This is a genomic window from Mycolicibacterium neworleansense, from assembly GCF_001245615.1.
Lineage (GTDB): Bacteria > Actinomycetota > Actinomycetes > Mycobacteriales > Mycobacteriaceae > Mycobacterium > Mycobacterium neworleansense.
In genome coordinates this window covers 918,910-945,013 of record NZ_CWKH01000003.1, presented here as the reverse complement: position 1 = coordinate 945,013, position 26,104 = coordinate 918,910, and the positions used below count along the sequence as shown (strand labels likewise).

The 26,104-nt window shown below is 66.3% G+C and carries 30 protein-coding genes and 1 tRNA gene; 12 read left to right on the top strand and 19 right to left on the bottom strand.

Features of this window, described 5'->3' with window-relative positions; all coding sequences use genetic code 11:
- Positions 1-9: 9 nt before the first annotated feature.
- The 4 genes from BN2156_RS29265 to BN2156_RS29250 are packed head-to-tail and all read right to left on the bottom strand — an operon-like array spanning position 10 to position 4,466.
- The gene (locus tag BN2156_RS29265) at positions 10-516 is read right to left on the bottom strand and encodes a (2Fe-2S)-binding protein (protein ID WP_090518346.1); all 507 of its coding nucleotides are present in this window, start codon (positions 514-516) and stop codon (positions 10-12) included.
- Entirely contained in the window at positions 509-1,393 is an 885-nt protein-coding gene (locus BN2156_RS29260; protein ID WP_090518345.1) for an FAD binding domain-containing protein, read from the bottom strand. The genes BN2156_RS29265 and BN2156_RS29260 overlap by 8 nt, the downstream gene beginning before the upstream one ends.
- Positions 1,390-2,094: an SRPBCC family protein gene (locus tag BN2156_RS29255; protein ID WP_090518344.1), complete on the bottom strand. Its 705-nt coding sequence runs from the start codon at positions 2,092-2,094 to the stop codon at positions 1,390-1,392. The genes BN2156_RS29260 and BN2156_RS29255 overlap by 4 nt, the downstream gene beginning before the upstream one ends.
- A 2-nt stretch (positions 2,095-2,096) precedes the next feature.
- Positions 2,097-4,466 carry a xanthine dehydrogenase family protein molybdopterin-binding subunit gene (locus BN2156_RS29250; protein ID WP_090518343.1) on the bottom strand — a complete coding sequence of 790 codons (2,370 nt, stop codon included), beginning with the start codon at positions 4,464-4,466 and terminating at the stop codon, positions 2,097-2,099.
- Positions 4,467-4,581: 115 nt separating this feature from the next.
- On the opposite strand from BN2156_RS29250, the gene BN2156_RS29245 reads away from it, so the two are divergent.
- From BN2156_RS29245 to BN2156_RS30960, 4 genes are all read left to right on the top strand, one after another.
- The gene (locus BN2156_RS29245; RefSeq protein ID WP_090518342.1) at positions 4,582-5,235 is read left to right on the top strand and encodes a M15 family metallopeptidase; all 654 of its coding nucleotides are present in this window, start codon (positions 4,582-4,584) and stop codon (positions 5,233-5,235) included.
- Positions 5,236-5,330: 95 nt separating this feature from the next.
- On the top strand, positions 5,331-6,032 hold the full coding sequence (locus tag BN2156_RS29240) for a cutinase family protein (protein WP_090518341.1): 702 nt from the start codon (positions 5,331-5,333) through the stop codon (positions 6,030-6,032).
- A gap of 91 nt (positions 6,033-6,123) precedes the next feature.
- Positions 6,124-7,269 carry a glycoside hydrolase 5 family protein gene (locus BN2156_RS29235; protein WP_210436725.1) on the top strand — a complete coding sequence of 382 codons (1,146 nt, stop codon included), beginning with the start codon at positions 6,124-6,126 and terminating at the stop codon, positions 7,267-7,269.
- A gap of 38 nt (positions 7,270-7,307) precedes the next feature.
- On the top strand, positions 7,308-7,463 hold the full coding sequence (locus tag BN2156_RS30960) for a hypothetical protein (RefSeq protein ID WP_090518340.1): 156 nt from the start codon (positions 7,308-7,310) through the stop codon (positions 7,461-7,463).
- A gap of 21 nt (positions 7,464-7,484) precedes the next feature.
- Here BN2156_RS30960 and BN2156_RS29225 read toward each other — a convergent pair whose 3' ends face one another.
- From BN2156_RS29225 to BN2156_RS29215, 3 genes are all read right to left on the bottom strand, one after another.
- A complete protein-coding gene (locus BN2156_RS29225) occupies positions 7,485-7,889 on the bottom strand; it encodes an HNH endonuclease (RefSeq protein ID WP_090518339.1) in 405 nt (134 codons plus the stop codon).
- Positions 7,890-7,936: 47 nt separating this feature from the next.
- Positions 7,937-8,011 (bottom strand) — tRNA-Thr (locus BN2156_RS29220).
- 26 nt (positions 8,012-8,037) lie between these two features.
- Entirely contained in the window at positions 8,038-8,853 is an 816-nt protein-coding gene (locus BN2156_RS29215; RefSeq protein ID WP_090518338.1) for a hypothetical protein, read from the bottom strand.
- A 96-nt stretch (positions 8,854-8,949) separates the two neighbouring features.
- On the opposite strand from BN2156_RS29215, the gene BN2156_RS29210 reads away from it, so the two are divergent.
- Together BN2156_RS29210 and BN2156_RS29205 are read left to right on the top strand one after the other, a co-directional pair.
- A complete protein-coding gene (locus BN2156_RS29210) occupies positions 8,950-9,669 on the top strand; it encodes a response regulator transcription factor (RefSeq protein ID WP_003879841.1) in 720 nt (239 codons plus the stop codon).
- Positions 9,670-9,700: 31 nt separating this feature from the next.
- Positions 9,701-11,134 (top strand): sensor histidine kinase, encoded by a 1,434-nt coding sequence (locus BN2156_RS29205; protein ID WP_162490997.1) that lies wholly within the window; start codon positions 9,701-9,703, stop codon positions 11,132-11,134.
- Here BN2156_RS29205 and BN2156_RS29200 read toward each other — a convergent pair.
- Positions 11,094-11,510 (bottom strand): HIT family protein, encoded by a 417-nt coding sequence (locus BN2156_RS29200; protein WP_090518337.1) that lies wholly within the window; start codon positions 11,508-11,510, stop codon positions 11,094-11,096. The two genes, BN2156_RS29205 and BN2156_RS29200, sit on opposite strands and share 41 nt — an antisense overlap.
- A 153-nt stretch (positions 11,511-11,663) precedes the next feature.
- On the opposite strand from BN2156_RS29200, the gene BN2156_RS29195 reads away from it, so the two are divergent.
- Positions 11,664-12,632, top strand: a complete 969-nt coding sequence (locus tag BN2156_RS29195; protein ID WP_090518336.1) for an acyl-ACP desaturase — start codon at positions 11,664-11,666, stop codon at positions 12,630-12,632.
- A 7-nt stretch (positions 12,633-12,639) separates the two neighbouring features.
- Here BN2156_RS29195 and BN2156_RS29190 read toward each other — a convergent pair whose 3' ends face one another.
- The 9 genes from BN2156_RS29190 to BN2156_RS29150 form a co-directional block, all read right to left on the bottom strand.
- Entirely contained in the window at positions 12,640-13,467 is an 828-nt protein-coding gene (locus BN2156_RS29190; RefSeq protein ID WP_090518335.1) for an SDR family NAD(P)-dependent oxidoreductase, read from the bottom strand.
- 29 nt (positions 13,468-13,496) lie between these two features.
- On the bottom strand, positions 13,497-13,922 hold the full coding sequence (locus BN2156_RS29185) for a nuclear transport factor 2 family protein (protein ID WP_090518334.1): 426 nt from the start codon (positions 13,920-13,922) through the stop codon (positions 13,497-13,499).
- Between the two features lie 91 nt (positions 13,923-14,013).
- Positions 14,014-15,147 carry an NDMA-dependent alcohol dehydrogenase gene (locus BN2156_RS29180; RefSeq protein WP_090518333.1) on the bottom strand — a complete coding sequence of 378 codons (1,134 nt, stop codon included), beginning with the start codon at positions 15,145-15,147 and terminating at the stop codon, positions 14,014-14,016.
- A gap of 92 nt (positions 15,148-15,239) precedes the next feature.
- Positions 15,240-15,788 (bottom strand): nuclear transport factor 2 family protein, encoded by a 549-nt coding sequence (locus BN2156_RS29175; RefSeq protein WP_090518332.1) that lies wholly within the window; start codon positions 15,786-15,788, stop codon positions 15,240-15,242.
- Entirely contained in the window at positions 15,785-15,997 is a 213-nt protein-coding gene (locus BN2156_RS29170) for a ferredoxin Fdx (RefSeq protein WP_090518331.1), read from the bottom strand. The genes BN2156_RS29175 and BN2156_RS29170 overlap by 4 nt, the downstream gene beginning before the upstream one ends.
- 10 nt (positions 15,998-16,007) lie before the next feature.
- On the bottom strand, positions 16,008-17,366 hold the full coding sequence (locus tag BN2156_RS29165) for a lanosterol 14-alpha demethylase (RefSeq protein ID WP_090518330.1): 1,359 nt from the start codon (positions 17,364-17,366) through the stop codon (positions 16,008-16,010).
- Positions 17,367-17,383: 17 nt separating this feature from the next.
- Positions 17,384-18,193 (bottom strand): SDR family oxidoreductase, encoded by an 810-nt coding sequence (locus tag BN2156_RS29160; RefSeq protein ID WP_090518329.1) that lies wholly within the window; start codon positions 18,191-18,193, stop codon positions 17,384-17,386.
- Positions 18,194-19,396, bottom strand: coding sequence for a cytochrome P450 (locus tag BN2156_RS29155; protein WP_090518328.1), 1,203 nt, complete (start codon positions 19,394-19,396; stop codon positions 18,194-18,196). It abuts the gene before it with no gap.
- 22 nt (positions 19,397-19,418) lie between these two features.
- Positions 19,419-20,030, bottom strand: a complete 612-nt coding sequence (locus tag BN2156_RS29150) for a TetR family transcriptional regulator (RefSeq protein ID WP_090518327.1) — start codon at positions 20,028-20,030, stop codon at positions 19,419-19,421.
- A gap of 188 nt (positions 20,031-20,218) precedes the next feature.
- Here BN2156_RS29150 and BN2156_RS29145 point away from each other — a divergent pair, with 188 nt between their 5' ends.
- The 5 genes from BN2156_RS29145 to BN2156_RS29125 are packed head-to-tail and all read left to right on the top strand — an operon-like array spanning position 20,219 to position 24,999.
- Complete coding sequence (locus BN2156_RS29145) at positions 20,219-21,688, top strand: aldehyde dehydrogenase (RefSeq protein WP_090518638.1); 1,470 nt, start codon at positions 20,219-20,221, stop codon at positions 21,686-21,688.
- A 10-nt stretch (positions 21,689-21,698) separates the two neighbouring features.
- Entirely contained in the window at positions 21,699-22,448 is a 750-nt protein-coding gene (locus BN2156_RS29140; protein ID WP_090518326.1) for an SDR family oxidoreductase, read from the top strand.
- A 31-nt stretch (positions 22,449-22,479) separates the two neighbouring features.
- Entirely contained in the window at positions 22,480-23,328 is an 849-nt protein-coding gene (locus tag BN2156_RS29135; protein WP_090518325.1) for an NAD(P)-dependent oxidoreductase, read from the top strand.
- An 11-nt stretch (positions 23,329-23,339) separates the two neighbouring features.
- A complete protein-coding gene (locus tag BN2156_RS29130; protein WP_064884702.1) occupies positions 23,340-23,783 on the top strand; it encodes a carboxymuconolactone decarboxylase family protein in 444 nt (147 codons plus the stop codon).
- Positions 23,773-24,999, top strand: a complete 1,227-nt coding sequence (locus BN2156_RS29125; protein WP_090518324.1) for a hypothetical protein — start codon at positions 23,773-23,775, stop codon at positions 24,997-24,999. The genes BN2156_RS29130 and BN2156_RS29125 overlap by 11 nt, the downstream gene beginning before the upstream one ends.
- Positions 25,000-25,028: 29 nt before the next feature.
- Here BN2156_RS29125 and BN2156_RS29120 read toward each other — a convergent pair whose 3' ends face one another.
- Together BN2156_RS29120 and BN2156_RS29115 are read right to left on the bottom strand one after the other, a co-directional pair.
- Positions 25,029-25,502: a hypothetical protein gene (locus BN2156_RS29120; protein WP_235625533.1), complete on the bottom strand. Its 474-nt coding sequence runs from the start codon at positions 25,500-25,502 to the stop codon at positions 25,029-25,031.
- On the bottom strand, positions 25,502-26,056 hold the full coding sequence (locus BN2156_RS29115) for a sensor domain-containing protein (protein WP_264035378.1): 555 nt from the start codon (positions 26,054-26,056) through the stop codon (positions 25,502-25,504). Before BN2156_RS29115 ends, BN2156_RS29120 begins: the two co-directional genes overlap by 1 nt.
- Positions 26,057-26,104: the final 48 nt, after the last annotated feature.

Below are 26,104 nucleotides of genomic sequence, written 5' to 3'. Positions count from 1 at the left end.
GCGGTGAGGTTACTGCTGGCCCAAAACCTTGAGCTCAGCGTCGTCTTCGGCGTGTTCGCAGACCCGGTGCACCGCGTTGACGATGCCCTGGTAGCCGGTGCAGCGGCAGAAGTTGCCCGACAGCCCCTCGCGGATCTCCTCGTCGCTGGGTTTCGGATTGTCACGCAGCAATGCGGTGATCGAGGTGACGAAACCCGGTGTGCAGAAGCCGCACTGCAGGCCATGGCATTCCTTGAGGGCGGCCTGCACCGGCGACAGCTGACCGTCCGGCCCGGCGATGCCCTCGACCGTGGTCACTTCCTGACCGTCCACCTGAACCGCGAACACCAGACACGATCGGACCGCCTGGCCGTCCAGCAGGACGGTGCAGGCGCCGCAGGCACCGTGCTCGCAGCCCAGGTGGGTACCGGTGAGACCACAGTTGTCGCGCAGGAAGTCGGCCAGCGTCACGCGCGGCTCGACCGCACCTTGGTAGTCCCGCCCGTTGACCGAAACCGCAACCGGCAGTTCATGCATTGAGGGCCTCCTCGGCGTGCGTCGTTGCCTGGGTCCAGGCTCTGGACACCATGGCGGCCCCGACCCGGGCCCGGTATGACGCCGAGCCCTGCAGGTCGGAAGGAATGTCGGTGAGCTCGGACATGGCCAGGCGCCCGATCTCGTCGGCGGTGATACCGCCGATCGGGGTGCCGATCAGCGCCGCCTCGGCCGGGGTCGCCCGTAACGGGGTGGACCCGAGCCCCAGCAGGCCGATGCCGCAGCGGGTGATCCGGTCGTCCTCGTCGAGGTCGAACCCGACGACGGCGCCGGCGATCGCGAAATCACCGTGACGTCGCGCGAATTCGGCGATCCCGAAACCGCTGCGGCCCGATGCCACCGGAAAGCGCACCGCGGTCAGGATTTCGTCGGTGGCCAACGAGGTTTCCCACAGGCCGGTGAAGAACTCGGCGGCCGGGATCGTCCGGGTGCCGCGGGCCGAGGTGGCCTCGATCGTGGCGTCGAGGGCCAGCGCGACGGCCGCGTACTCGGCTGCCGGATCGGCGTGCGCGATCGCCCCGCCCAGTGTGCCGCGGCTGCGGATCTGGAAGTGCCCGATGTGCGGTGTGGCCAGGGTCAGCAGCGGGACCGATTCGGCGATCTCGTCGTCCAGCCCGACCATGGCGTGCGGCGTGGCCGCGCCGATCCGAACCTCGTTGCCCTGCAGCGTGATGTCGTTCAGCTCCGGCAGCCGCGTGATGTCGATCAGGTTCTCGAAGTGGGTCAGGCGCATGGCCAGCATCGGCACCAGGCTCTGACCGCCGGCCAGGATCTTGGCGTCCTCGCCGTACTCGCCGAGCAGGGCCACCGCCTCGGTGACCGTGGCGGGTCGGTGATACGCGAAGGGGGCGGGCTTCATGACACCAACCGCAGCAGCGCGGCGTGCAGGTCCTCGGCGGTCAGCCCGCTGCTCTTGCGCTTGTTGCGCCCGGCCCGGCCGAACAGGAAGCCGAGCACACCCGCGGCCGCGACCGCGCCGATGGCCGGGGCGAAGCGCTTGGCCATCGGCACCGCCATCACCTTGGCCAGCGCGAGCGCGTTGATCGGGGCGGCCTCCTGCGGTGCCTGCTGGGCCGCGGTGGCGCCGGCGCCAGGCTCGGCAGCCGGTGTCGCCCCGCCGAGCAACTCGGCCTCCAGGCTGCGGGCGAACTGGTCGATCAGGCTGCCCGCCACATCCGCCAGCACGCCGCGGCCGAACTGCGCCGCCTTGCCGGAGATGGCCAGATCGGTGGTGACCACCACGAGCGTGGAGTCGGCGCCCTCGTCTTTGAGCTGAGCGGTCACGATGGCCGAGGCGGTGCCGTTGCCGCGGGTCTCCTTGCCGTTGGCCTTGAGGACCACCCGCTGCGCCGCCGCATCTTTCTCCTGGAACGTCGCATCCCCCTTGTAGGACACCGTGATCGGACCGACCTTCACCTTGACCGCGCCGGTGAAATCGTCGCCGTCGACGCTCAGCAGGGTGGCACCGGGCAGGCAGGGTGCCACGCGTTCGACGTCGGTGAGCACCTCCCAGGTTTTCGCCGCAGGTACCGCGACCCGGAATTCGTTGTTGAGCTCCACGATCAGTGATCCCTTCCTGATGGTTTCTGCGAGCGGGGTTCCTGCGCCTGCTCTATGGCTTCGACGATGGCCGCCGGGGTGGCGGGCAGTGTGGTCAGGGTGACGCCGAGCGGGGCCAGTGCGTCGTTCACGGCGTTGATCACCGCGGGCGTCGAGCCGATGGCGCCGCCCTCGCCCGCACCCTTGTAGCCGCCGACGCCGGGGCCGGGGATCTCGACATGGCCGTATTCGATCACCGGCACCTCGGTGGCGGTGGGCAGTAGGTAGTCGACAAATGTTGAGGACAAAGGGTTTCCGGCGTCGTCGTAGGACAGCTTCTCCAACAGCGCGCCGCCGATGCCCTGGACGGTGCCGCCGGCGATCTGGCCTTCGACCACGTTGGGGTTGATCATCGGGCCGACATCCTCGCTGACGATGTAGCGGGTGAGGGTGACGTGCCCGGTGACGACATCGACCTCACACGTGCAGGCGTGGGTGGCGTTGGCCCAGTGGATCGGGGCCGTCGGCGGTGCGGTGTAGCGCGCGGTCGCCTCCAGGTTCGCCGACATACCCGGCGGCAGCATCTGCGGTTCATAGTGCGCGCGGAAGGCGAGATCGGCGAAGCTGACGCTCTTTTCGGGATCATTGCGCGCGACTGCCTTCGATCCGCCGAGCTCGATCTCGGACTCGTCGACCTCGAGGCGGGCCGCGGCCATCGCGACCAGCTGCTTGCGCAGGATGGTGCCGGCCTCGTTGACCGCGCCCGCGGTCATCGGCGCGCTGCGGCTGCCCTGGGTGCCTGCGCCGTACGGCGTCACCGCGGTATCGCCCTGGATCGTGGCGACGTCGTCGATGTCGGCGCCGAGTGCGTCGGCGGTGAGCTGAATGACGGTGGTTTCCAAGCTGTTTCCGGTGGATCCACCGTTGACGTACACATTGATCTTGCCGGTGGGCTCCATCCGGATGGTGCAGCCTTCGCTGGCCAGGTGCCCGGTGGCCGCCCCGGTCGGCTCGATGTAGGCCGAGAAGCCCAGCCCGAGGTAGCGGCCCTTGGCCAGCGCCTCGGCTTGCTCCTTGCGGAAGCCCTCGTGGTCGAGGATCTTCACGGCCTGCTCGAACGTCTCGATCGGGGCTACATGGTCGTAGGGCATGCCGTTGGGGTTGAAATACGGCATCTCGTCGCGGCGGAGCAGGTTCTTGCGCCGCAGCTCCACCGGATCCATGCCCATCTTCCGGGCAGCGATGTCGAGAAGTATTTCGCGGGTGAGCGTTTCGTACTGCCACGGTCCGCGGTAGGCGTGCAGGCCAGCGGTGTTGGAGAACACAGTCTTGTAGTTGAAGCTCGCTTTGGGAACCCGGTACGGGCCGGGAAAGAACATGCCGATGGCCGCGGTGGTCAGCACCGGGTACGGGGTCGGGTAGGAGCCGACGTCCTGGATGAAGTCGATGTCGGCGGCAAGGATGGCGCCGTCGTCGTCGAACGCCATGCGCACGTCGCCGTCGACGTGGCGCGACTGGCCGGCCGACATCAGGTTCTCGCGGCGATCCTCGATCCACTTCAACGCGGTCGGCACTCTGCGCGCGGCCAACATGATGCACATGTCCTCGCGCATCGGCACGACCTTCTGGCCGAATCCGCCGCCGGTATCGCGCATGATGACCCGCACGTGCTGGGCCGGGATGCCGAGCAGGCGGGCGGCGAATGCCCGCAGTTCGTGCGGGGTCTGGGTGGATGCCCAGATGGTCAGTTCGCCCGAGGTTGCCGACCATTCGGTGACCATGCCGCGCGTCTCGATCGGAACCGGCACGTGCATCTGCTGATAGATGTGCTCTTTGACCACGTGTGCCGCCGCGCCGAAGACCTCTTCGTCGGGCGGCATCCCGGCCATGCCGCCGGCGTTGTTGTCCGGGAAGGCTTCGTGGACGGACACCTCGGAGGTGAGTGCCTGGCGGAAGTCGGCGATGGCGGGCAGCGGCTCGTAGTCGACGTCGACCAGGTCCACGGCGTCCTCGGCGAGGTAGCGGTTCTCGGCGATGACGAGCGCCACCGGGTCGCCGACGAATTTCACCTCGCCCTCGGCCAGGGGTGGCCGCGGGGTGTCGGGGACGTCCTTGCCGGCGACGGCATGCCAGGCCTCTTTGACCTCGGGGTTGAGGTCGGCGGCGGTCAGTACCGCGTGGACGCCGGGAAGTGCCAGGGCGGCGGCGGCATCGATGGTGGTGAACTTCGCGTGCGCATACGGGCTGCGGACGAAGCAGGCGTGCAGCATGCCGGGCCGCGCGATGTCGTCGACGTAGGTGCCGCGTCCGGTGAGCAGGCGGGTGTCCTCGACCCGTTCGACCCGTCTGCCGGCATAGCGGGTTGCGGCGGTCTCCGGTACGGCTGACGCCATAGGATCGCTCCAATCCGTCGGTTCACTCGTGTGCACTACTTATGCGCATAACCAAGCGGCCGCCGGGGTCCCGACGCCGCATCAAGAGTGTGGTTATCGTACATCGGAAAGCGATATGCCTAAAGAAGAGAGTGTCATTTCCGCAGGAGTTCGGCCGCTGCTGGCAACGGTGCTGGCGGCCGTCGGCTGTGCCGTCCCCGTCGCCGGGGCGCCGGCCGCGTCAGCCGGGCCGGCAGCCGAGGCCGGACTGGTCGACGTGCGCTCCGTGGTCCCCGACGCGGTGATCGACCTGCGGTACGCAACCAGCGACAACTTCGTCGGCCAACGGCTCTATCCCCCCGGGGCGCCATGCCTGGTCCACGAGTCGATGGCCCCCGGACTGGCGGCCGCTGCGGCCGCGCTGCGGCCTGACAGGTTGGTTTTCTGGGACTGCTACCGGCCGCACGAGGTTCAGGTGAGCATGTTCGAGGTGGTGCCCAACCCCAACTGGGTCGCCCGGCCGGGCGCCTACGCCCGCAGCCACGAGGCAGGCCGCTCCGTGGACGTGACGATCGCAGGGGCCGACATGGGTACCGGCTTCGACGACTTCACCCCGCGCAGCCTGGCCTACGCCACCGACGGGATCAGTCCGGCAGCCCAAGCCAACCGGGCCCGCTTGCGCGACGCAATGAGTGCCGGCGGACTGACCGTGTACCCCGGGGAGTGGTGGCACTTCGACGGCCCGGGCGCAGCCGATCCGCGGCCACATCTGGACGTCCCGCTGGAGTAGTTCCGTCCGTAACCAAACGGGTTTTATCTCGGTTTGGATTGTGTCAGCATGGGGAACCGTAACGTTCGTCACGATCCGGTAGGCGTGGAGTCGAAATGAACGTCCTCAAAGTAATCCAGGGTGCGACGCTGATTGCTGCTTGCGCCATACCAATTGCCCCCATGCCCGCCGCGGCGGCGCAGCCGTGCCCCGACGTCGAGGTGGTGTTCGCCCGCGGCACCTACGAGCCGCCCGGCGTCGGCGGCCCCGGACAATCCTTTGTCGATGCGCTGCGCGCGCGTGCCGGAGAACGTTCGGTCGAGGTCTACCCGGTGAATTACCAGGCCAGCGGAAACTTCGGTGACCGGATCGAGTTCGCCAGGACGGTCGTCGACGGGATCCGCGACGCGGCCGACCACATCAAGGCGACGGCCAGGGACTGCCCCAAGACAAAGGTTGTGCTGGGCGGCTACTCCCAGGGCGCGGTGGTAGCGGGCTACACCACCGCGGCCACCCTGCCGGACGGCATACCCCCTGAGTACAAGCAGTACATCCCCGAGCCCATGGCGCCCGAGGTCGCCGACCACGTGGCATCGGTGGTGTTGCTGGGGACACCGTCGGATGAGTTCATGCGCGACATCGGTGCGCCGCCGATGGTGATCGGTCCGCGGTACAAGGACAAGACCATCGAGCTGTGCGAGCCCGGTGACACCATCTGCGACGGAACACCAGCGGGGGTCCCCAACTTCGCGCACACCGCATACGTGCTCAACGGCATGCCGGGTCAGGCCGCCGATTTCACGGTGGGACGGCTCTGACGGTGCCGGCTTGATAACAATATGAAACCTCAATGATTGCAATGTGATACGGGATCCCGGACCGTTTGCTGGGGCCCACTATGTTCACTAAGTGCACCGTCGAACGGCCCTCAAGATCCCGTTGGTACTGGCAGCAGCAGCGGCTCTCCCTCAGGTACTGGCCCCTCTTCCGGTGATCCCGCGTGCCACCGCGGCACCGGGCCAATGGCCGGTCGAGCGCGCCAACGCGTGGTATCAGGCGCAGGGCTGGCTGGTCGGCACCAACTTCGTCACGTCGAACGCGATCAACCAGCTCGAGATGTTCTCCCCGGGCACCTACGACGCACGGCGCATCGACAGCGAGCTGGGGGCGTGCCGGCTCCTCGGGTTCAACACCGTCCGGGTGTTCCTGCACGATCTGCTGTGGGCGCAGGACCGGGCCGGATTCCAAAGCAGGCTGGGCCAATTCGTCGGGATCGCGGCCCGTCACGGCATCAAGCCACTGTTCGTCTTCTTCGACTCCTGCTGGGATCCGCACCCCAAGATCGGGCCGCAGCGGGCGCCGACCCCGGGTGTGCACAATTCGGGCTGGGTGCAGAGCCCCGGCGCGCAGCGCATCGATGACCCCCGCTACCGCCCCGTGCTGCGTGACTACGTGGTCGGGGTGATGAGCCAGTTCCGCAACGACAACCGGGTGCTGGGCTGGGACCTGTGGAACGAGCCGGACAATCCGGCGAAGCAGTACCGCAAGGTCGAACGCAAGGACAAGATCGACGCGGTCGGCGGTCTGTTGCCCCAGGTGTTCGGCTGGGCGCGCTCGGTCAACGCCGTTCAGCCCCTGACCAGCGGGGTCTGGCAGGGGAGCTGGGACCGCGGAAGCCGCAGCGAGATGGACAACTTCCAACTCGACAATTCCGACGTCATCTCCTTCCACTCCTATGCCGGTCCTGACGAGTTCGAGGCCCGCATCGCCGAACTGGCCCCGCTGGGGCGGCCGATCCTGTGCACTGAATACCTGGCCCGGGACCAGGGCAGCACCGTCGAAGGCGTGCTGCCGGTTGCCAAGCGGCACAACGTCGGTGCCTACAGCTGGGGGCTGGTGGCCGGCAAGACCCAGACCTATTTCCCGTGGGATTCGTGGGACAAGCCCTACGCCAAGGTGCCGAACGTGTGGTTCAGCGATCTGCTGCAACCCGATGGGCGGCCCTACAAGGACAGCGAGTACCAAACACTGCGGAAGCTGACCACCCGGGTCTAGGCGTTTAGTCAGCGGTGAAGTGGGCGACTCAACCGGTTATGAATCAGCGTGACGGCGGCCGGCCGATACCCAAAGACGCCCGCGAGGTGACCGAGGAGCAAGAGGAGTTGCAGGACGAGTTCGACCGCCGGGGTGAGGACCCTCAGGGGCCGGGACTGCACGAGAGTCACGAGCACATCGCCGACGAGACCTGAACGTGTGCAGCCGCTCTGCCCTCAATAGGACTGGCCGTTGGCATAGCGCTCTCGGCGGAAGTAGCGGCCGTTGCCCCGGTTGCGGGCCTTGTACGTCGGCAGCTGCGAGTCACAGTTCGGACAGACCAGGCGCAGGTTCTCCCGTCGATTGTTCGTCGGGTTTCCGTCGATGTGGTCCATGACCAATGTCAGTGGAAGGTCCTGCCAGATGCTCGTTGCGCCGCAGATCGCACAACAGCCTGACTGGGCTTCGGCGAGATACAGCCGGATGTAGTTGCCTTGCTCGCCGCGGACTCGGGCTTCGCCGGACGCGAGCCAGAGTTCTGTCATGGCCTCGCGTCGGGCTGCTGCCTGACATGCATTACCGCAGTAGACCTTCTGACTGCGTTTCGACAGCGGTGCAGCGCAACTGCGACAGAGCCTCATGGATTGACGCTACGAGGAAGCACCGACAAGCGGCCGCCGCCGGCGCTTGGAGCCCCCTGTCAGGATTGAACTGACGACCTACGCTTTACAAGAGCGTTGCTCTACCGCTGAGCTAAGGAGGCAGGTGGAACGCGCCTAGCTTAACGGGTCAGTCGTCGGCGTCGATAATTCGCTGCGAAGTAACCGGTCGCGGGGATGTCCGGCGGGACGAGCGGCGAGGCAGCGGGATGCGGTCGGCGATGCTGCTGAGCGGGTTGACCACCTGGCTCAGCGTGATCACCGCGTCGTGCAGGGCGTCGATGGTGGGCGCCAGCGCCTCGAGCCCGGGCGCCAGCCGGTTCAGCGTGTCGGCCACGTCGGCGAGTTTGAGTAGCGGGCCGTCGGGATCGGTCAGGGTGTCCAGCAGGCCGCCTTCGGCGAGCAGGCGGTCGGCCACCCCGTCCTCACGCAGCACCCGCTCGATGAGGCCGTCGTTTGCCAGCAGCTGATCGGCCAGCCCGCCCGGCGCGACCACTCGTGACAGTGCGCCGTCGTCGGTGGTCAGCCGGTCCAGCAGGCCGCCCTCCATGGTGACCTGGTCCACCAGCCCGCCGGGGGCCACCGCCCGGGCCACAGCGCCGTTGTCAGCGGTCAGCCGGTCCAACATGCCGCCCTCGGCCGTCAGTTGGTCCACGAGGCCGCCCGGTCGTAGCAAACGGTTGATCGGGCCGTCGGGAGCCAGGGCGCGGCCCAGCGGGGCGTCGTCGTCCAACAGTCGTGCCAGCCGGTTCGCGCGCTCCACCGCATCATCGATCCCGAACAGTGAGGCCATCGATGACCTGCCATTGAGCGGGCTCGCGTCGGCGATGCTGCGTTGCACCGCGTTGAGCGTCTCATTGGCGATGCCGAGACCGGCATCTGCCACGGCCAACCCGATCCGCACGGGCGCGGTAGCAACCTGGACGAGCGTCTTGCCGAGGTTCATGGGCGTCAGTGTAGTTACCCGCGTCACAGCTAAACTCACAGGAAGTGCACAGCGTGCATGCAGGTTGAGTTCAACAGGCACCTTCAACATCAGGGGATGGCCATGCCTGCAGTTCCTGAGAGCGTCCCCGAAGCCCGGATCCTCGTCGTCGACGACGAGGCCAACATCGTGGAGCTGCTGTCCGTCAGCTTGAAGTTCCAGGGTTTCGAGGTTCACACCGCGTCCAACGGCGCTGCCGCACTGGACAAGGCCAGGGAAGTCCGGCCCGATGCGGTGATCCTGGACGTGATGATGCCCGGCATGGACGGCTTCGGATTGCTGCGCCGGCTGCGTGCCGACGGCATCGATGCCCCCGCCCTGTTCCTCACCGCGCGCGACAGCCTGCAGGACAAGATCGCCGGGTTGACCCTGGGCGGCGACGACTACGTGACCAAGCCGTTCAGCCTCGAAGAGGTGGTGGCCCGGCTCCGGGTCATCCTGCGCCGGTCCGGCCGGGGCGTAGAAGAACCCCGTAGCGCCAAGCTGTCGTTCGCCGACATCGAACTCGACGAGGACACGCACGAGGTGTGGAAGGCGGGCGAGCCGGTGTCGCTGTCGCCGACCGAGTTCACGCTGCTGCGGTACTTCATCATCAACGCGGGCACCGTCCTGTCGAAGCCCAAGATCCTCGACCACGTGTGGCGTTACGACTTCGGTGGCGACGTCAACGTGGTCGAGTCCTACGTTTCGTACCTGCGTCGCAAGATCGACACCGGCGACAAGCGCCTGCTGCACACGCTGCGCGGTGTCGGCTACGTTTTGCGCGAGCCACGCTGACGTTCAGCCCGTCGGGGGCATACTTTTTCCAGTGTTGGACCGTGTAGAACGGCGCGGTGTGCCGTTGCGTATCGGCTTGGTGGCCGTCGCACTCGTTCTGGTGGCGTGCGGGCTGCTGGCTTCCGGCGTCGCGGTGACCTCGATCATGCGGCACACCGAGGTCAGCCGCATCGACCAGACCCTGCTCGACGCCGCCGGTAGCTGGGCCCAGGAGCCGCGTCAACTGCCCTCGACGCCGCTGGAAGGGCCGAACCCGGCACGCCCGCCGTCGAATTTCTACGTCCGCGGGGTCGATCAGGACGGCCGGACGTGGATCGCGATCAACGACCGTGAGGCTGAGCCCGCGCTGCCCGATGACAACGATGTCGGTCCGGTGCCGGTGACGGTCGAATCCGTCGGGAGCTCCGATGTGCAGTGGCGCGCCGTGACCGTGGAAGGCCCGAACGGTGAGCGCACCACAGTCGCGATCGACCTGTCCGATGTCCAGTCGTCGGTGCGCGCCTTGATCTGGTCGCAGGTGGGCATCGGCACAGTGGTCCTACTGGTGCTCGGCATCGTCGGCTACGCCGTCGTGAACCGCAGCCTGCGCCCGCTCGTCGAGGTGGAACGCACCGCCGCCGCCATCGCGGCCGGTCAGCTGGATCGCCGTGTCCCCGAACGGGATCCGCGTACGGAAGTGGGCCGGCTGTCCTCGGCTCTGAACGGCATGCTCGCGCAGATCCAGCGGGCGGTGGCGTCCTCGGAAGCCTCCGCCGAACAGGCGCGCACCTCCGAGGAACGGATGCGCCGCTTCATCACCGATGCCAGCCACGAACTGCGGACGCCGCTCACCACGATCCGCGGGTTCGCCGAGTTGTACCGGCAGGGCGCGGCCCGCGACGTCGAGATGCTGATGGGCCGGATCGAGAGCGAGTCCCGCCGCATGGGCCTGCTGGTCGAGGATCTGCTGCTGCTGGCCCGCCTCGATGCTCAGCGGCCGCTGGATCAGCATCGCGTCGACCTGCTGGCCCTGGCCACCGACGCCGTGCACGACACGCAGTCCATCGCCCCCAACCGTCGGGTGCGCATGGAGGTGTTCGACGGCCCCGGAACCCCGGAGGTCCTGGGTGACGAGGCCCGGTTGCGCCAGGTGCTGAGCAACCTCGTCGCCAACGCGGTGCAGCACACCCCCGAGACCGCCGGGATCACGGTGCGCGTCGGCACCGAGGGCGACGACGCCATCATCGAAGTGTGTGACGAAGGCCCCGGGATGACCGGGGAAGACGCACGGCGGGTGTTCGAACGCTTCTACCGCGCCGACACCTCACGCACCCGGGCGAGTGGCGGTACGGGACTTGGCCTTTCGATCGTGCATTCCCTGGTGCTGGCGCACGGCGGCACGGTCAGGGTGACCACCGCGCCCGGTCAGGGCTGCCGATTCACCGTCAGCTTGCCGAGGATTGCAGATCTGCCAGCGCGGCTTTGATCTTCGCCTGGGCAGCGTCAAGGGATTCGGCCGAAGGATTGTGGTCGACGTGGGCGAAGCCGAAGTCGGCCAGGTTGTAAGCCGGGAACACGTGCACGTGCAGGTGCGGCACCTCAAGGCCGGCGATGATCACCCCGGCACGTTCGGCACCGAACGCCTGGCACACGGCCTTGCCGATCAGCTGTGACACCGCCATCACCCGGCTGAACACCGCGGGCTCGACGTCCTGCCAGTTGTCGATCTCGGCCCGGGGAACGACCAGGGTGTGGCCCTGCGTCATCGGGGCGATGGTGAGGAACGCGACGATCTCATCGTCCTCGTAGACAAATCGCCCGGGCAGTTCTCCGTTGATGATCTTCGTGAAGACGGACGCCATATCGCAAGCATAGTGAGCGGCCGATGGGAGCCGGTCGGGAGTTTGGCCGAGCCCGTCGAGTCGCCGTGAGGACCGCCCGTGCTCTATCTTTGCTGGGCGGGTGGGGGATTTTAGCTGGTCGGATGTGGCCACGCGGCAACTTTGAGGGGATACATGCAGCAGGAGCTGACCGATGCGGTTTTGCAGGCCGAACTCGAGCTGATAGCCGAGCAAAACCTCAACCGGCACCTGGCCACCACCAAGGACTGGTACCCGCACGATTACATCCCGTGGGAGTCGGGGAGCAACTTCGCCGCCGCCGGGGGTCGGGACTGGGACCCCGAGCAGTCACAGCTGAGCGACGTGGCCCGGGCGGCGATGATCACCAACCTGCTCACCGAGGACAACCTGCCGTCATATCACCGCGAGGCCGCCGGGAGCTTCTCCCAGGACGGGCCCTGGGGCGCTTGGGTGAATCGGTGGACCGCCGAGGAGAACCGGCACGGCATCGCCATCCGCGACTATCTGGTGGTCACCCGCGGTGTCGACCTCGTCGCCCTGGAGCAGGCCCGCATGCAGCATGTGACCACCGGCTTCACGTCGACAGACGAAGAGCGGGCGATGCACAACTCCGAATTCCTGATGTCGGTCGCCTATGTGACCTTCCAGGAGCTGGCCACCCGGGTCAGCCACCGCAACACCGGCAAGGTCTGTGACGATCCGATCGCCGACCGGCTGTTGCAGCGGATCGCCGCGGACGAGAACCTGCACATGATCTTCTACCGGAACATGTGCGAGGCCGCGCTGGAACTCTCGCCCGACCAGGCCCTGGATGCCGTCGGTGCGGTCGTCGAGAACTTCCGGATGCCGGGGCAGGGGATGCCGGACTTCCGGCGCAACGGTGTGCTCATGGCCAAGCACGGCATCTACGACCTGCGTCAGCACCTCGAAGAGGTCGTCATGCCGAATCTGCGCAAGTGGCGGATCTTCGAGCGCAACGATTTCAGTGCCGTCGGCGAGGCGCGCCGCGATCAGTTGGCGGCGTTCCTGGAGGACCTGCAGGCGAAGGTGGTGAAGTTCGAGGAGCAGCGGGACCGCATGCTCGCCCGTGAAGCCGCCAAGCTAGAGCGTCAGGCGTCCTGAACTCCGGTCACGTCCCGGAGATCGCCTCGTGCAGTTCCTCGGCCGTCCACGGTGGCGCACTGTGGTGGTCGCGATATCCGATGAAACCCGGTGAGGGGCGGGCGAATTCGCCGATGAACCCGCCCGCGGCGATGAAGATGCGGCCGGTCACGTCTTTGGCCTGATCGCTGACCAGGTAGGCGTATGTCGGGGCGACGTATTGCGGTGGGGCGGCGTCCAGCGCGCCCTGCATGCTGACGTCGTCGAGCAGCCCGCGCCGGTTGAGATCGGCGATGTGCTGCTCGTAGTCCGATCCGGTGGACAGCCGGGTGCGCGCGCCCGGGCACACCACGTTGGCCCGCACGCCGTGCTCCTTGAGTTCGGCGGCGATGGCCAGGGTCAACCCGTTGACGGCGCCCTTGCCGGCTGGGTAGCCGCTGCCGCCGTAATCGCCGAGGAAGGCGAAGGAACTGGTGTTGACGATGGCGCCGCCGCCCTGGGCCACCATCTTCGGCGCTGCCGCGCGGCAGGTTTCGAACACCGTGCCCAGGTGCGCATCGAGCAGGTCGCGGAACTGGGCGCTGCTCACGTTCAGGATGGAGGAACCCGCCGGTTCGGCGGTACCGGCGCAGTTGACCAGGATGTCGACGTGGCCGAACTCGCCCACGCAGGTGTCGATCAGCGCGTCGGCCACGTGGGGATCGGCAGGTGAACCGGCAAGGGCGACACCCGAAATCCGCTGCGCGGCAGCATGCGTCGCGTCGGCGTCACGGCCGTTCACCACCACACCGGCGCCCTGGGCGGCCAGCAGCTCGGCAACCGCCAGGCCGATACCGCGGGTGCCGCCGACCACGATCGCGCCGCGGCCGGCGAGCGTTCCGCCGCTCAGTTCTCTTCCTGCGCGAACTGCATGGCTTCCAGATTCCAGTAGCCGCGCAGGTTGGTGATCAGCCCTTCGACGTTGACCTTGTAGGTGAAGACACCACGCACGGTGGCGGTGAACCCGTTGGGGAACTTGGTGCGCAGCACCAGGATGTAGGCGATCTCGTTGGGCGAGCTCGACGGGAACGTCTCCTCGCAGGTGACGGTCAGCTCGTTGGGCCCGATGTTGGTGTCGTAGAAAGCGCCGAGGGCCTCTTTGCCGCGTACGCCGGTGCCGTCGGGGTTGGTGACGGCCTCACCGATCGGGTCCTCGACCACCACGTCATCAGCCATGAGCGCCAGCCAGCCCTCGCGGTCACCGGACTGCACACACCGCCACGACGACCGTGAGGCGACGACAACGGGTGTCTCGGTGGTTGTTTCGGTCACGAGTTTCCTTTCCTAGATATGCCGAAACGGTATTCCAGCAGGTAGTTACTCGACCTTTTCCTGCTGGAATACCGTTTCGCGAGGCAGTTGATTACCGGTCGGCGTCCGTGTAGCGGATGACGCCGCGGATGTTGCGACCTTCGAGCATGTCGGCGTAGCCGTCGTTGATCTGCTCGAGCTTGTACTGCCGGGTGACCATGTCATCGAGATTCAGCCGGCCTGCCTTGTACATGCTCAGCAGCTGCGGGATGTCGTGGTGCGGGTTACCGCCGCCGAAGATGGTGCCCTGCAGGCGCTTCTGCAGCAGCGTCAGCATCGACAGGTTGAGCTTCACGTCGTTGCTGGCCATGTTGGCGACGGCGGTGGCCACCACGGTGCCGCCCTTGGCGGTGATGTTCATGTAGTGGTCGATGTCCTCGCCCTTGAGCTCACCGACGGTGACGATCGTCTTGTGCGCCATCCGGCCCTGGGTGACCTCGGCGACGCCGGCCATCGCGGAGAAGATGTCCGGGTAGGCGTGGGTGGCGCCGAACTTCAACGCATTCTCCCGCTTGAACTCAACCGGATCCACCGCGAAGACGTTGCGTGCACCGGCGGCCAGCGCGCCCTGCAGCGCACCCGTGCCGACACCGCCGACACCGACGATGACGACGTCGTCACCGGGGCGGACGTCACCGCTGCGCACGGCCGAGCCGTAGCCGGTGGTGACACCGCAACCCACGAGGCAGGCCACCTCGAACGGGATCGACGGATCGATCTTCACGACCGAGCTCTTGTGCACCACCATGTAGGGGCTGAACGTGCCGAGCAGGGTCATCGGGATGACGGGCTGCCCGTTCTTGACGGCGTGGATGCGATGGGTGCCGTCGGAGACGGCGGTGCCGGCCAGCAGTCCCGCGCCCAGATCGCACAGGTTGCGCAGCCCCTCCTGGCAGGCCGGACACTCCCCGCACGACGGGATGAACGACAGCACGACGTGGTCGCCCGGCTGGATGTGGTCGACGCCGGGGCCGACCTCGGTCACGATGCCGGCGCCCTCGTGGCCGCCGAGCACCGGGAAACCTGCCATCGGGATGTCGCCGGTCACCAGGTGGTGGTCCGAATGGCACATGCCCGAGGCTTCCATCTGAATCTTGACCTCGTCCTTGACGGGGTCACCGATCTCGATCTCCTCGATCGTCCACGGTTGGTTGAACTCCCAGATGAGAGCGCCTTTGGTCTTCATCGCGTGTGCCTTCCACTAGAGCCGTTGACCACAGACTAGAGCCATTAGTTGCGTGGGTCACACCCACCCCCAAGCAACTGCTTGGCCGGGAATTACCAGATCTTGACCGGGGCCTCGCCGAGCGGGTAGTAGCCGGGCAGCTTCTCTCCGGCCAGCGAACGCTCGATGCGCTTCTGCATGGTGGGGGTCAGGTCGCCGGACTCGATGAGCTTGAGGAACGCCTTCTGCACATGGCCGAAGTCGAAGAAGTCCCGCTGCCACTCGATGAGCAACTGATCGTTGAGCCGGAACCAGCTACCGCCGATGCCGTAGATCTCGTCCTTGCTGCCGTCGCTCTTGTTCGCGATCTGCTTCCAGAAGCCCACGATCTCGTTCTGCTTCTCGTCGATCAGCACCCGCTGGTACTCGTAGACCCAGTTCTCCAGGCCTTCCATCTCCAGACCCAGTGCCACGTCGCGAATCTCATCCCGCCCGACGCACATCACGTCTTCCTTGGGCCCGATGTTCCAGCCGTAGGTGGCATCCTCGGTGTAGAAGTCGGCCAGCGGCTTCCAGTCACCGGCTTTCTCGGCCTCCTGGTTGGCCTTCAGCCAGCGATCCGACCAGGCTTCTAGCGCTTCGCGTTTGGAAGATGTGGTCATTGTTCCGTTTTCTCCTTGATGGATAGTGCTTGGGTAGGACACATTTCGACGGCCATCTCGACGGCTGCACGGAGCTCGTCGGGTGGTTCACGGTCGAGGATCTCGACGACGCCGCGCTTGGGCACCCGGAACACGTCGGGTGCTTCCAGCTCGCACATGGCGTGGCCCTGGCACAGGTCTTCGTCGACCTCCACGCGGTAGCAGCCCATGAGTGCTCTCCTAGACTCGCTTCCGGTAGCGCACCTTGGCCGGGCGGGCCAATTGCACCACCATCTTCGAATGGTCGTTCTGATAGCTCTCGGCCGGCTGCGCCATCTCGAACTCGTACTCGCGCAACAGGACCGAGAAGATCGCCTTGATCTGCATCTGGGCGAACGCGGCTCCGACGCACCGGTGCTTGCCGGCCCCGAACGGGATCCAGGTCCACCGGTTGATCAGGTCTTCCTGGCGCGGCTTCTCGTAGCGGTTCGGGTCGAACGCGTCGGGGTCGGGGAAGTCCTCGGGGATCCGGTTGGAGATCGCCGGCGAGGCCGCGACCATCTGCCCCTTGTGGATCGGGTGGCCGGCCACCTCGAACTCGTCCTGGGCCACCCGCATCAGGATGATCAGCGGGGGATGCAGCCGTAGGGTCTCCTTGAGGGCATTGTCCAAGTTCGGAATCTGGCGCAGCGCATGGAAACTCACCTCCTGGCCGTCGGCGTAGAGATCGTCGAGCTCCTGCTGGACCTTGGCGTAGAAGTCCGGATGGCGCAGCAGTTCGATCAGCGTCCAGGACGACGTGCCCGAGCTGGTGTGGTGCCCGGCGAACATCAGCGAGATGAACATGCCGGTGACCTCGTTGGCCGAGAACCGGGGATTGCCCTCCTCGTCCTTGATGGACACCAGCACGTCGAGCAGGTCACGGTCGCTCTTGTCCGTCGGCGGATTGGCGATGCGGCCGTTCATGACCTCCTGGACCAGCTCCACCAGGTTGGCGCGGGCCTCGTCGCGGATGCGGAAGCTCTCGATCGGCAGGTAGGGGTCGACGTAGCAGAGCGGGTCGGTGCCGCGCTCCAGCAGGTGGTAGTAGTTGGCGAACCGCGAGTCGAGCTGGTTGCGGAACTTCTCGCCGATCAGGCAGGCCGTCGAGGTGTAGATGGTCAGCTCGGCGAAGAAGTCCAGCAGGTCGATCTCGCCGGAATCGCCCCAGTTCTCGATCATCCCGCGGACCTGCCGCTCGATCGTGGCGGCGTGGCCCTTCATCTGCTCGCCGCGCAGGGCGGTGTTGTGCAGCATCTCGGCCCGGCGCTCGGGATCGGCGTCGAACACCACGCCCTCACCGAAGATCGGGGTCATGAACGGGTAGGCCTCGGCCTGGTTGAGATCGCTGTCGCTGGAGCGGAAGAAGAATTCGTTGGCCTCCGCGCCGCTCAGCAGCAGCACCTGCTTGTCGGCGAGCTGGAACCAGCCGACGTCACCGCACTCCTCGCGGATGCGCTTCATCAGCCCGATCGGGTCGGTGCGGAACTCCTCGAGGTGGCCGTGTTCTTCTTCGCCACCGGAGACGCGCTGTACTTCCTTGAGTTCTGAGCTCGTCATGATCTTCTAAGTCCCTCTCAGCCTTCAACTCTCAGCTTCTGGCGATCCTTGACGTCGGCCAGCGGCGCCTCAGGCTGAATCTCCAGTTCGGCGATGAAGCCGCCGCGGGGGGTTTCCGCGACGAAGGTGATGGCCCGCGCGAGATCGGCGGCGCGCAGGAAGTAATCGTGCCGGGCCTGGCCCCACTTGGCCCAGTCCTCCAGCATCTCGCCGACCTTGTCCATCGGCGCGCTCCAGCCCATGGCGGTCTTGGTGGGTCCGGGGTGGACGACGGAGGCGCGCACACCGGTGCCCTCCAGTTCCATCTGCAGGGTCTTGGCCATGCCCAGCAGGCCGGCTTTGGCGGCGCCATAGCCGCCCATGTACGGCCGCGGCCGCAGCGACACATCGGAGCCGACGAAGATGATGTCGCCGCGCCGGCGCTCGACCATGCCCGGAAGCACTGCTGTGGCAAGACGATTGGCACCGATCAGGTGAATCTGGACCTGATTCTCGAATTCGTCGGTGCTGATCTCGTGGAGCTGACCGAAGAAGGTGTCACCGGCGCCGGCCACCAGCAGTTCGATGTCCCCGAGTGCCTCGGTGGCACCGTGCACGAACGACTTGACCGACTCGGCGTCGGTGACGTCGAGCGGCAATGCGATCGCCTCCCCGCCGGCAGCCGTGATCTGGTCGACGAGCTCCTGGCATTTCTCGACACGCCGCGCGCCGAGGGCGACCGGGAAGCCGTGCGCGGCCAGTTCGGTCGCCGTGGCGGCGCCGATGCCGGACGACGCGCCGGCCACGATGGCCGGTCTGCGGTCGGGATGGGGTTCGAAACGGGCCATTTAGCGTGCCTCCACCGTCATTGGAAGATGAGCGAATCCACGGACACTGCTGGAGTGGACGCGGACGGCGTTGGCCTCGTCGACCTCGTATCCGCGGATTCGCTTGAACAACTCGGTCAGCGCCACCCGGGCCTCCATACGGGCCAGGTGCGCGCCCAGGCAGAAGTGGGCGCCGCTGCCGAAACTCACCAGCTTCGAACCGATGTCACGGCCGATCCGGTACTCGTCGGGGTTTTCGAAGACGCGCTCGTCACGGTTGGCCGAGCCGGCCAACAGCACCAGAACGTCGCCGGCCGGGATCGTGGTGTCGTAGAACGTCATGTCCTCGACGACGGCGCGGGCCAGGATCTGGCTGGAGGTGTCGTACCGCAACGTCTCCTCGATCCACGGCGGGATCAGATCATGGTTGTCGAACACCGGGGCCAGCTGGTCGGGGTTCTTGAAACCCCAATATGCGGCATTGGCAAGCAGTTTCGTGGTGGTCTCATTCCCGGCGACCACCATCAGGAACAGGAAGGCCATGATCTCGTCGTCGGTGAGCTTGTCTCCGTCGATCTCGGCTTCGACGAGCGCCGAGGTCAGGTCGTCGGTGAGCGCCTTGCGTCGCTGTTTGACCATGTCGGCGTAGTAGACAAGCAGCTCACCCGAGGCCGCGATGGCCGATTCGGGCACGTCGGCGATACCGTCCTCGCGGTGCATGACCCCGTCGGCCAGGGCGCGGATGCGCACCCGGTCTTCCTCGGGCACGCCCATCAGCTCCGAGATGACGTCCATCGGAAGCTTGCCCGCGAAGTCGTCGACGTAATCGAAGCTGTTGTTCTGCAACGCCTCATCCAGGTGCTGCACGGCGATCTCGGTGACCCGGCCCTCCAGTTCGCGGATGCGCCGCGGCGTGAAGCCCTTGGACACCAGGGTGCGCAGACGCAGATGGGCCGGGTCGTCGAGGGCCAGGAAGGACATCACCCGGTGGGCTTCGTCGTTGCGTGAGATCGGATCCAGTGCGACCCCGTGCTTGTTGGACAGCGCAACGCTGTTGCGGAATCCGGCGACGACGTCCTTGTGCCGGGACAACGCCCAGAACTTGAGTTCGTCGTTGCGGTACAGCGGGGCCTCGTCACGCAGGCGGCGGTAGTACGGATACGGATCTTCGTGGAAGTCGTAGTCGTACGGGTCGAGGATCAGCTCGACAGCGTTCACACTCATTTGTCTTCTCCCAAACTCAGGCTCATTTGTCCTCTCCGAGGACGAGTCCGACCACATAGGTCAATCGGTCGGCGATCTGGTGGTAGGTGAAAGCGCCGCTGCCGGCATTGACCAGCGCGCCGAAGAACGTCATCTCCAGGGCGGAGACGATCCGGGAATCGGCGTCCGGCCCGACGGCCGAACGGATGCGTTTGTGGATCTCGGCGCCGATGCGGTCACGCACCTTGCGCACCGCGGGGTCGGTGCCGCCGCCCAGCAGGGCTGTGGTGCAGGCCGCCGCCACCTCGGGTTCGTCGGCGACAACCAGGGTCAGCGCCCGCAACGCCTTGTCGACCCGGGTGGTCATGGAGTCGTTCACGTCGGTGAAGTACGGACACTGGCTGACCAGGTCGAGGTACATCTCGGCGATCAGGTGATTCTTCGACGAGAAGTATGTGTAGGCCGTGGCCGGTGCGACCCCGGCGCGTGCGGCGACCGCGCGCACCGTCAGATCGGCATAGGACGACTCGCGCAACATCTCGGTGCCGGCGGTCAGGACCTTACGGAAGGTCTCTTCCTGCCGGCGGTTGCGCGGGGCCTCCTTGCCTGGCTCTGGAGCTGCTTCTGTGACTGCGGACACCGCATCGCTGGACACATGTCCAAGTTATCCGACGATGTTGAGATTGGGCAAGTGCGGATCGAGATTCGGCGGGATGAGCAGCGGATTTTGGCGTCAGATCAGCACTGGTGGGGTACGCCCTTGCGGCTCGACATTGTCTGCGGCTATCGTTCGAGACGAGACAGCCGGACAGTTGTCCAGAATTCGTGAAGTGGAGTTCACCGATGCCGGTACTGGCCGATCGCCAGAGTCAACTGCTTATCGACGGCAAGCTCGTGGCCGGGGGTGGCGGAGCATTCGAGACCGTCAACCCCGCGACCGAGGAAGTGCTCGGTGTCGCTGCCGACGCGAACGCCGAGGACATGGGCAATGCCATCGAGGCGGCCCGCCGCGCCTTCGACGACACCGATTGGTCGACGAACACCGCGCTGCGGGTGCGTTGCCTGCGTCAGCTGCGCGATGCGTTGCGTGAAAACGTCGAGGAACTACGGGAACTGACGATCGCCGAGGTGGGCGCCCCGCGCATGCTCACCGCAGGCGCCCAGCTGGAAGGCCCGATCGACGACCTGGCCTTCTCGGCCGACACCGCCGAGAACTACGAGTGGCGCACCGACCTGGGACATGCCACCCCGCAAGGGATTCCGACCAATCGCGTGGTCGCGCGCGAAGCCGTCGGCGTCGTCGGCGCCATCACCCCGTGGAACTTCCCGCACCAGATCAACCTGGCCAAGGTCGGGCCCGCCCTGGCCGCGGGTAACACCCTGATCCTCAAGCCGGCCCCGGACACCCCGTGGGCGGCCGCGGCCATCGGCCAGATCATCGCCGAGCACACCGAATTCCCGGCCGGCGTGATCAACATCGTCACCTCCAGCGACCACTCGGTGGGCGCGCTGCTGTCCAAAGATCCTCGAGTGGACATGGTTTCGTTCACCGGGTCGACCAACACCGGACGCGCCGTGATGACCGACGCGGCGCTGACGCTGAAGAAGGTGTTCCTGGAGCTCGGCGGCAAGTCGGCGTTCCTGGTGCTCGATGACGCCGACCTGGCCGGGGCCTGCTCGATGGCGGCCTTCACGGTTGCCATGCACGCCGGCCAGGGCTGCGCGATCACCACGCGCCTGGTGGTGCCCAGGGCCCGCTACGACGAGGCCGTCGAGGCCGCGGCCGCGACTCTCGGCTCGATCAAGCCGGGGGATCCCAACAGCAAGCGCACCGTGTGCGGGCCGTTGATCTCGGCGCGCCAGCGTGACCGGGTGCAGTCCTACCTGGACCTGGCGCTGCAGGAGGGCGGCCGATTTGCCTGCGGCGGTGGACGTCCCGCCGATCTCGACACCGGGTTCTTCATCGAGCCGACGGTGATCGCCGGTCTCGACAACAACGCCCGGGTGTCCCGTGAGGAAATCTTCGGCCCGGTGCTGACCGTGATCGCCCACGACGGCGACGACGACGCGGTGCGGATCGCCAACGACTCGCCCTACGGCCTGTCCGGCACGGTGTTCTCCGGCGACGACGCCCGTGCGCAGGCCGTGGCCGCGCGCATGCGGGTTGGCACCGTCAACGTCAACGGCGGCATCTGGTACTCGGCCGACGCCCCGTTCGGCGGCTACAAGCAGTCCGGAGTCGGCCGCGAGATGGGCGTGGCCGGCTTCGAGGAATACACCGAAATCAAATGCATCGCCACTCTGGCCAACTAAGGAGATTTTGATGGGACAGTTCGACAACAAGGTGGCCATCGTCACCGGGGCAGGTGGCGGCATCGGCCAGGCCTACGCCGAGGCGCTGGCACGTGAAGGCGCAGCGGTCGTGGTGGCCGACATCAACACCGAAGGCGCGCAGAAGGTTGCCGACGGCATCAAAGGCGAGGGCGGCAACGCGCTGGCCGTGCGGGTCGACGTCTCCGACATCGACTCGGCCAAGGACATGGCCGCGCAGACGCTTTCGGAGTTCGGCGGCATCGACTACCTGGTGAACAACGCCGCGATCTTCGGCGGGATGAAGCTGGACTTCCTGCTCACCGTCGACTGGGACTACTACAAGAAGTTCATGAGCGTGAACCTCGACGGCGCGCTGGTGTGCACCCGCGCGGTGTACCGCAAGATGGCCAAGCGCGGCGGCGGCGCAATCGTCAACCAGTCCTCGACCGCGGCCTGGCTGTACGCCAACTACTACGGCCTGGCCAAGGTCGGCATCAACGGCCTGACCCAGCAGCTCTCCCGTGAGCTCGGCGGGCAGAACATCCGCATCAACGCCATCGCGCCCGGCCCGATCGACACCGAAGCCAACCGCACCACCACGCCGGCGGAGATGGTGGCCGACATCGTCAAGGGAATCCCGTTGTCCCGCATGGGCCAGCCCGAGGACCTGGTCGGCATGTGCCTGTTCCTGCTGAGCGATCAGGCCAAGTGGATCACCGGCCAGATCTTCAATGTCGACGGCGGACAGATCATCCGATGAGCGCTTGCGCGAAGAGCAACGGGCACGGCTCATGAGCGATCCGAAGTACGGATACATCGGCCTGGGCAACATGGGTGCCCCGATGGCCAAGCGGCTGGCCGAATGGCCGGGCGGGTTCACGGTGTTCGATGTGCGCGCCGAATCCATGGAGCCGTTCGGGGAGCTCGGCGCCACGTTGGCGGATGACGTCACCGGTGTTGCTGATGCGGACATCATCAGCATCACGGTGCTCAATGACGAGCAGGTGAGGTCGGTGATCGCGGACCTGGCGCCGAAGGTCAAGCCCGACACCGTGATCGTGATCCACTCGACGATCAGCGACACCACCGCGGCCGAGCTCGCCGAGCAGTACAAGCCGCAGGGGATCCACATCGTCGATGCCCCGGTCAGTGGTGGCGGCGCGGCCGCCGAGAAGGGTGAGCTGGCCATCATGGTCGGCGCCGAGCGGCCCGTGTACGAGCGGATCAAGCCGGCGCTCAAGCAGTTCGGCTCGATGGTGATCCACGCCGGGGAGCCCGGTGCCGGCACCCGGATGAAGCTGGCCCGCAACATGCTGACCTTCACCTCGTACGCCGCGGCGTGCGAGGCGATGAAGCTGGCCGAGGCGGCCGGCCTGGACCTGGGTGCCCTGGGCCGGGTGGTGCGTCATACCGATGCGCTGACCAGCGGGCCGGGTGCGATCATCGTGCGCGAGAACATGGCCGAGCTGACCCCGGATCACTGGCTCTACGACGCGTTCACCCACACCCGCGGGTTGGGGGAGAAGGATCTGAGCCTGGCCATCGGCCTGGGCGATGTTGTGGGAGTTGACCTTCCGTTGGCCCAGGTGGCCTTGCAGCGGCTCGCTGAGGGCCTCGGCGTACCGCACGAGAACGACTAGGAGAGCTTTCGATGGACGAGTTGCGCGCCAAGGGCCTGGCCAAGATGAACGAGGTCTATGGCTGGGAGATGCCGAACATCGAGGGGGATCCGTACTTCGATCTCACTGTCGATCACCTGTTCGGCACCATCTGGTCCAAGCCCGGGTTGTCGATGCGGGAGAAGCGGCTGATGACGTTGTCGGCGGTCACTGCCGTCGGATCGCAGGACCTCGCTGAAATCCAGGTCAATGCCGCGCTGCTCAACGGTGAGTTCACCGAAGAGGAACTCAAGGACATCGCCATCTTCCTCACCCAGTACCTCGGCTTCCCGCTGGGGTCCGGCCTGAACGGCACCGTGTCCAAGGTTGTGGCCAAGCGCCGCAAGGCCGCCGAGAAGGGGCTGGCCGAAGATCGTAAGGCGAACGTCAACGCAGCGGTCAAGATGAACACCGGGAGCGAGCTCGATGACAAGTAGGTACGCCTCGCTGAGCCACGAGCAGCTGGTCACACTCGTGCCCGAGCTGCTGCTCATGGGGCAGATGATCGACCGCTCCGGGATGGCCTGGTGCATCAGCAATTTCGGCCGTCCGGAGATGCTGCAGATCGCGATAGAGGAGTGGGCGGCGTCGAGCCCGATCTACACCAGGCGGATGCAGAAGGCGCTCAAGTACGAAGGCGTCGACATCATCACGATCTTCAAGGGGCTGCAGCTCGACATCGGTGCTCCGCCGCAATTCATGGACTTCCGCTACACCGTCCACGATCGCTGGCACGGCGAATTCCACCTCGATCACTGCGGGGCATTGCTCGACGTCGAGCCGATGGGCGAGGACTACGTGCGCGGCATGTGCCACGACATCGAGGACCCGACCTTCGATGCGACTGCCCTGGCCACCAACCGGAAGTGCCAGGTGCGTCCCATTCACCGGCCGCCCCGGACACCCGCCGACCGGCAGCCGCACTGCGCGTGGACCGTGATCATCGACGAGTCCTACCCCGAGGTCGATGACATCCCCGCACTCGAGGTGATCGGCCGGACCCGCGCTGCCCAAACGGTTCTGGACCCGATCGACCCCTCCGACGAGGGTGCCTCCGACTACTCGGGGCCGCTGCTGTCGGACTTCGACTTCGCGGCGTTCTCCCATTCCGCGCTGGTCCGGATCGCCGACGAGGTGTGCCTGCAGATGCATCTGCTGAACCTGTCGTTCATTCTCGCGGTGGGGGCACGGGCCGGCGCGAATACCGAACTGGCCACCGATATCTGCACGAAGCAGCTGATCGGTGTGGCCGGCATCGGGGCTGAGCGCATCCACCGCGCCCTCGGACTGCCGGGTGGCGTCGAGGGGGCCGTGCGCGTGCTGGAACTGCACCCTCTGTTCAACCCCGCGGCCTACGTCGACGCCGAGTTCGGCCCCGACACAGTGTCGGTGCGGCGTTCCCCGGCCCACGAGGACGGTTCCTGGGTGGCGCTGACCGGCCCGGCCGAGACCCGGCCGTTGCGGGCCATCGTCGCGGCCGTCGATCCACACCTGTCCGTCGAGGTCATCGGTGCGGATACCGAGTGGACCGCCCGGGTGATCGAAACGGAGACCGCGGCAAAGGAACTCGATGAGGTTGCGGTGACGAAGTTCAGCGGCGGTGCGTCGTTCGTGTTCGAGCCGCGAAAGTCGTTGCCGCTGACTGTGGTGTGAGCGGGTCGCCGCTCCGGGTGAACGGGTCTCTAGTCGGCAGGAACAGTCAGCATCAGATACCCGTCGCCCCAAGGCTGCACAATCACGTCGGCTGGGAAAGTGGCGCGGTGATCCTCGCTACGCAGGTAATCGCCGCTGACCCCAGCGGCTTTGATCGGTTTCCCGTTGTTCTCGAAGACCAGCAGGCTTGCTTGCGAGTCGTAGGAGCTGCTCTTGATGACCGGTGAACCGACGGTCTCTTCGATCGACTCGCGGCTGGTGTATTCGTGGAACAGATGCACCTCGTCCCAATCCCAGCTGGTGAACTCGTTGAGTCGGCCTGTCTTCTTCTCGTGCAGAAGGATTTCCAGGCCGTCGTTCAGCTTCTGGTCGTTGTAATCGATATCCATCGACGGCCTCAGCACCTGCCGGACCAGGTCGCAGCCGGTCAGGGAGGGACAGAGAAGCGCAACGATGAGCGAGATCGTTGTGGTCCTGACGATATTCACTCGGGGCGTGCCCACTAGTGCTCCGCTCTTTCGAGACCGTCGAGTATCGCCAGAGCGACCCGCTGGCTGTCTGGGAGTCCGAGCGCGCTTGAGCTGATCAGCGCAGTACCGGTGAGCCGATACGCGCTGTGGCCCCCGTCGGCCTGTTCACTGTTGAGTAGCAGGGTGTTTGGGTCGGGGCTCTCCGCCGTGCGGCGGTAGTATCCGGTACCCGTGCTGATGCAGCCGGGTACCGCCGCTGCGAGCCGGTCGAACGTTGCCTGTGCGGTCGCCGCGTCCGGGTAGACGGCAATTGCCTGCCGGACATCGGCCATGATGGGAAGCACCGGAGCGTCCAGATCGGCACCGTAGCCTGCGGCATCGAACTGCTTCCAGTCGGATCCGAAAACGGTGGGCGGGTCGAACACCGCGCGACATGGTTCGGGGATGTCCGGGATCGCGGCGGGTGCGGTGGCGTTCAACTCCGGTATGTCGTGAAATCCAGCAACCCCGGATATGGTTCGCACCTCTTCGACGGGAAGGACCACGCCTGCAAGTGCATTCGTGCTCTGCACCGTCGCTGACGGCATGGGTGCGTCAGTTCCGCATGCTGTCATCGCGACGGTGAAACAGCAGAA

What these genes read in the sequence shown, in the direction of transcription:
- BN2156_RS29265 (WP_090518346.1), bottom strand. Translation starts at nt 516, where the DNA reads ATGCATGAACTGCCGGTTGCGGTTTCGGTCAACGGGCGGGACTACCAA.
- BN2156_RS29260 (WP_090518345.1), bottom strand. Translation starts at nt 1,393, where the DNA reads ATGAAGCCCGCCCCCTTCGCGTATCACCGACCCGCCACGGTCACCGAG.
- BN2156_RS29250 (WP_090518343.1), bottom strand. Translation starts at nt 4,466, where the DNA reads ATGGCGTCAGCCGTACCGGAGACCGCCGCAACCCGCTATGCCGGCAGA.
- BN2156_RS29245 (WP_090518342.1), top strand. Translation starts at nt 4,582, where the DNA reads ATGCCTAAAGAAGAGAGTGTCATTTCCGCAGGAGTTCGGCCGCTGCTG.
- BN2156_RS29240 (WP_090518341.1), top strand. Translation starts at nt 5,331, where the DNA reads ATGAACGTCCTCAAAGTAATCCAGGGTGCGACGCTGATTGCTGCTTGC.
- BN2156_RS30960 (WP_090518340.1), top strand. Translation starts at nt 7,308, where the DNA reads ATGAATCAGCGTGACGGCGGCCGGCCGATACCCAAAGACGCCCGCGAG.
- BN2156_RS29225 (WP_090518339.1), bottom strand. Translation starts at nt 7,889, where the DNA reads ATGAGGCTCTGTCGCAGTTGCGCTGCACCGCTGTCGAAACGCAGTCAG.
- BN2156_RS29215 (WP_090518338.1), bottom strand. Translation starts at nt 8,853, where the DNA reads ATGAACCTCGGCAAGACGCTCGTCCAGGTTGCTACCGCGCCCGTGCGG.
- BN2156_RS29210 (WP_003879841.1), top strand. Translation starts at nt 8,950, where the DNA reads ATGGCCATGCCTGCAGTTCCTGAGAGCGTCCCCGAAGCCCGGATCCTC.
- BN2156_RS29200 (WP_090518337.1), bottom strand. Translation starts at nt 11,510, where the DNA reads ATGGCGTCCGTCTTCACGAAGATCATCAACGGAGAACTGCCCGGGCGA.
- BN2156_RS29195 (WP_090518336.1), top strand. Translation starts at nt 11,664, where the DNA reads ATGCAGCAGGAGCTGACCGATGCGGTTTTGCAGGCCGAACTCGAGCTG.
- BN2156_RS29180 (WP_090518333.1), bottom strand. Translation starts at nt 15,147, where the DNA reads ATGAAGACCAAAGGCGCTCTCATCTGGGAGTTCAACCAACCGTGGACG.
- BN2156_RS29175 (WP_090518332.1), bottom strand. Translation starts at nt 15,788, where the DNA reads ATGACCACATCTTCCAAACGCGAAGCGCTAGAAGCCTGGTCGGATCGC.
- BN2156_RS29170 (WP_090518331.1), bottom strand. Translation starts at nt 15,997, where the DNA reads ATGGGCTGCTACCGCGTGGAGGTCGACGAAGACCTGTGCCAGGGCCAC.
- BN2156_RS29165 (WP_090518330.1), bottom strand. Translation starts at nt 17,366, where the DNA reads ATGACGAGCTCAGAACTCAAGGAAGTACAGCGCGTCTCCGGTGGCGAA.
- BN2156_RS29160 (WP_090518329.1), bottom strand. Translation starts at nt 18,193, where the DNA reads ATGGCCCGTTTCGAACCCCATCCCGACCGCAGACCGGCCATCGTGGCC.
- BN2156_RS29155 (WP_090518328.1), bottom strand. Translation starts at nt 19,396, where the DNA reads ATGAGTGTGAACGCTGTCGAGCTGATCCTCGACCCGTACGACTACGAC.
- BN2156_RS29145 (WP_090518638.1), top strand. Translation starts at nt 20,219, where the DNA reads ATGCCGGTACTGGCCGATCGCCAGAGTCAACTGCTTATCGACGGCAAG.
- BN2156_RS29140 (WP_090518326.1), top strand. Translation starts at nt 21,699, where the DNA reads ATGGGACAGTTCGACAACAAGGTGGCCATCGTCACCGGGGCAGGTGGC.
- BN2156_RS29135 (WP_090518325.1), top strand. Translation starts at nt 22,480, where the DNA reads ATGAGCGATCCGAAGTACGGATACATCGGCCTGGGCAACATGGGTGCC.
- BN2156_RS29130 (WP_064884702.1), top strand. Translation starts at nt 23,340, where the DNA reads ATGGACGAGTTGCGCGCCAAGGGCCTGGCCAAGATGAACGAGGTCTAT.
- BN2156_RS29125 (WP_090518324.1), top strand. Translation starts at nt 23,773, where the DNA reads ATGACAAGTAGGTACGCCTCGCTGAGCCACGAGCAGCTGGTCACACTC.
- BN2156_RS29115 (WP_264035378.1), bottom strand. Translation starts at nt 26,056, where the DNA reads ATGCCGTCAGCGACGGTGCAGAGCACGAATGCACTTGCAGGCGTGGTC.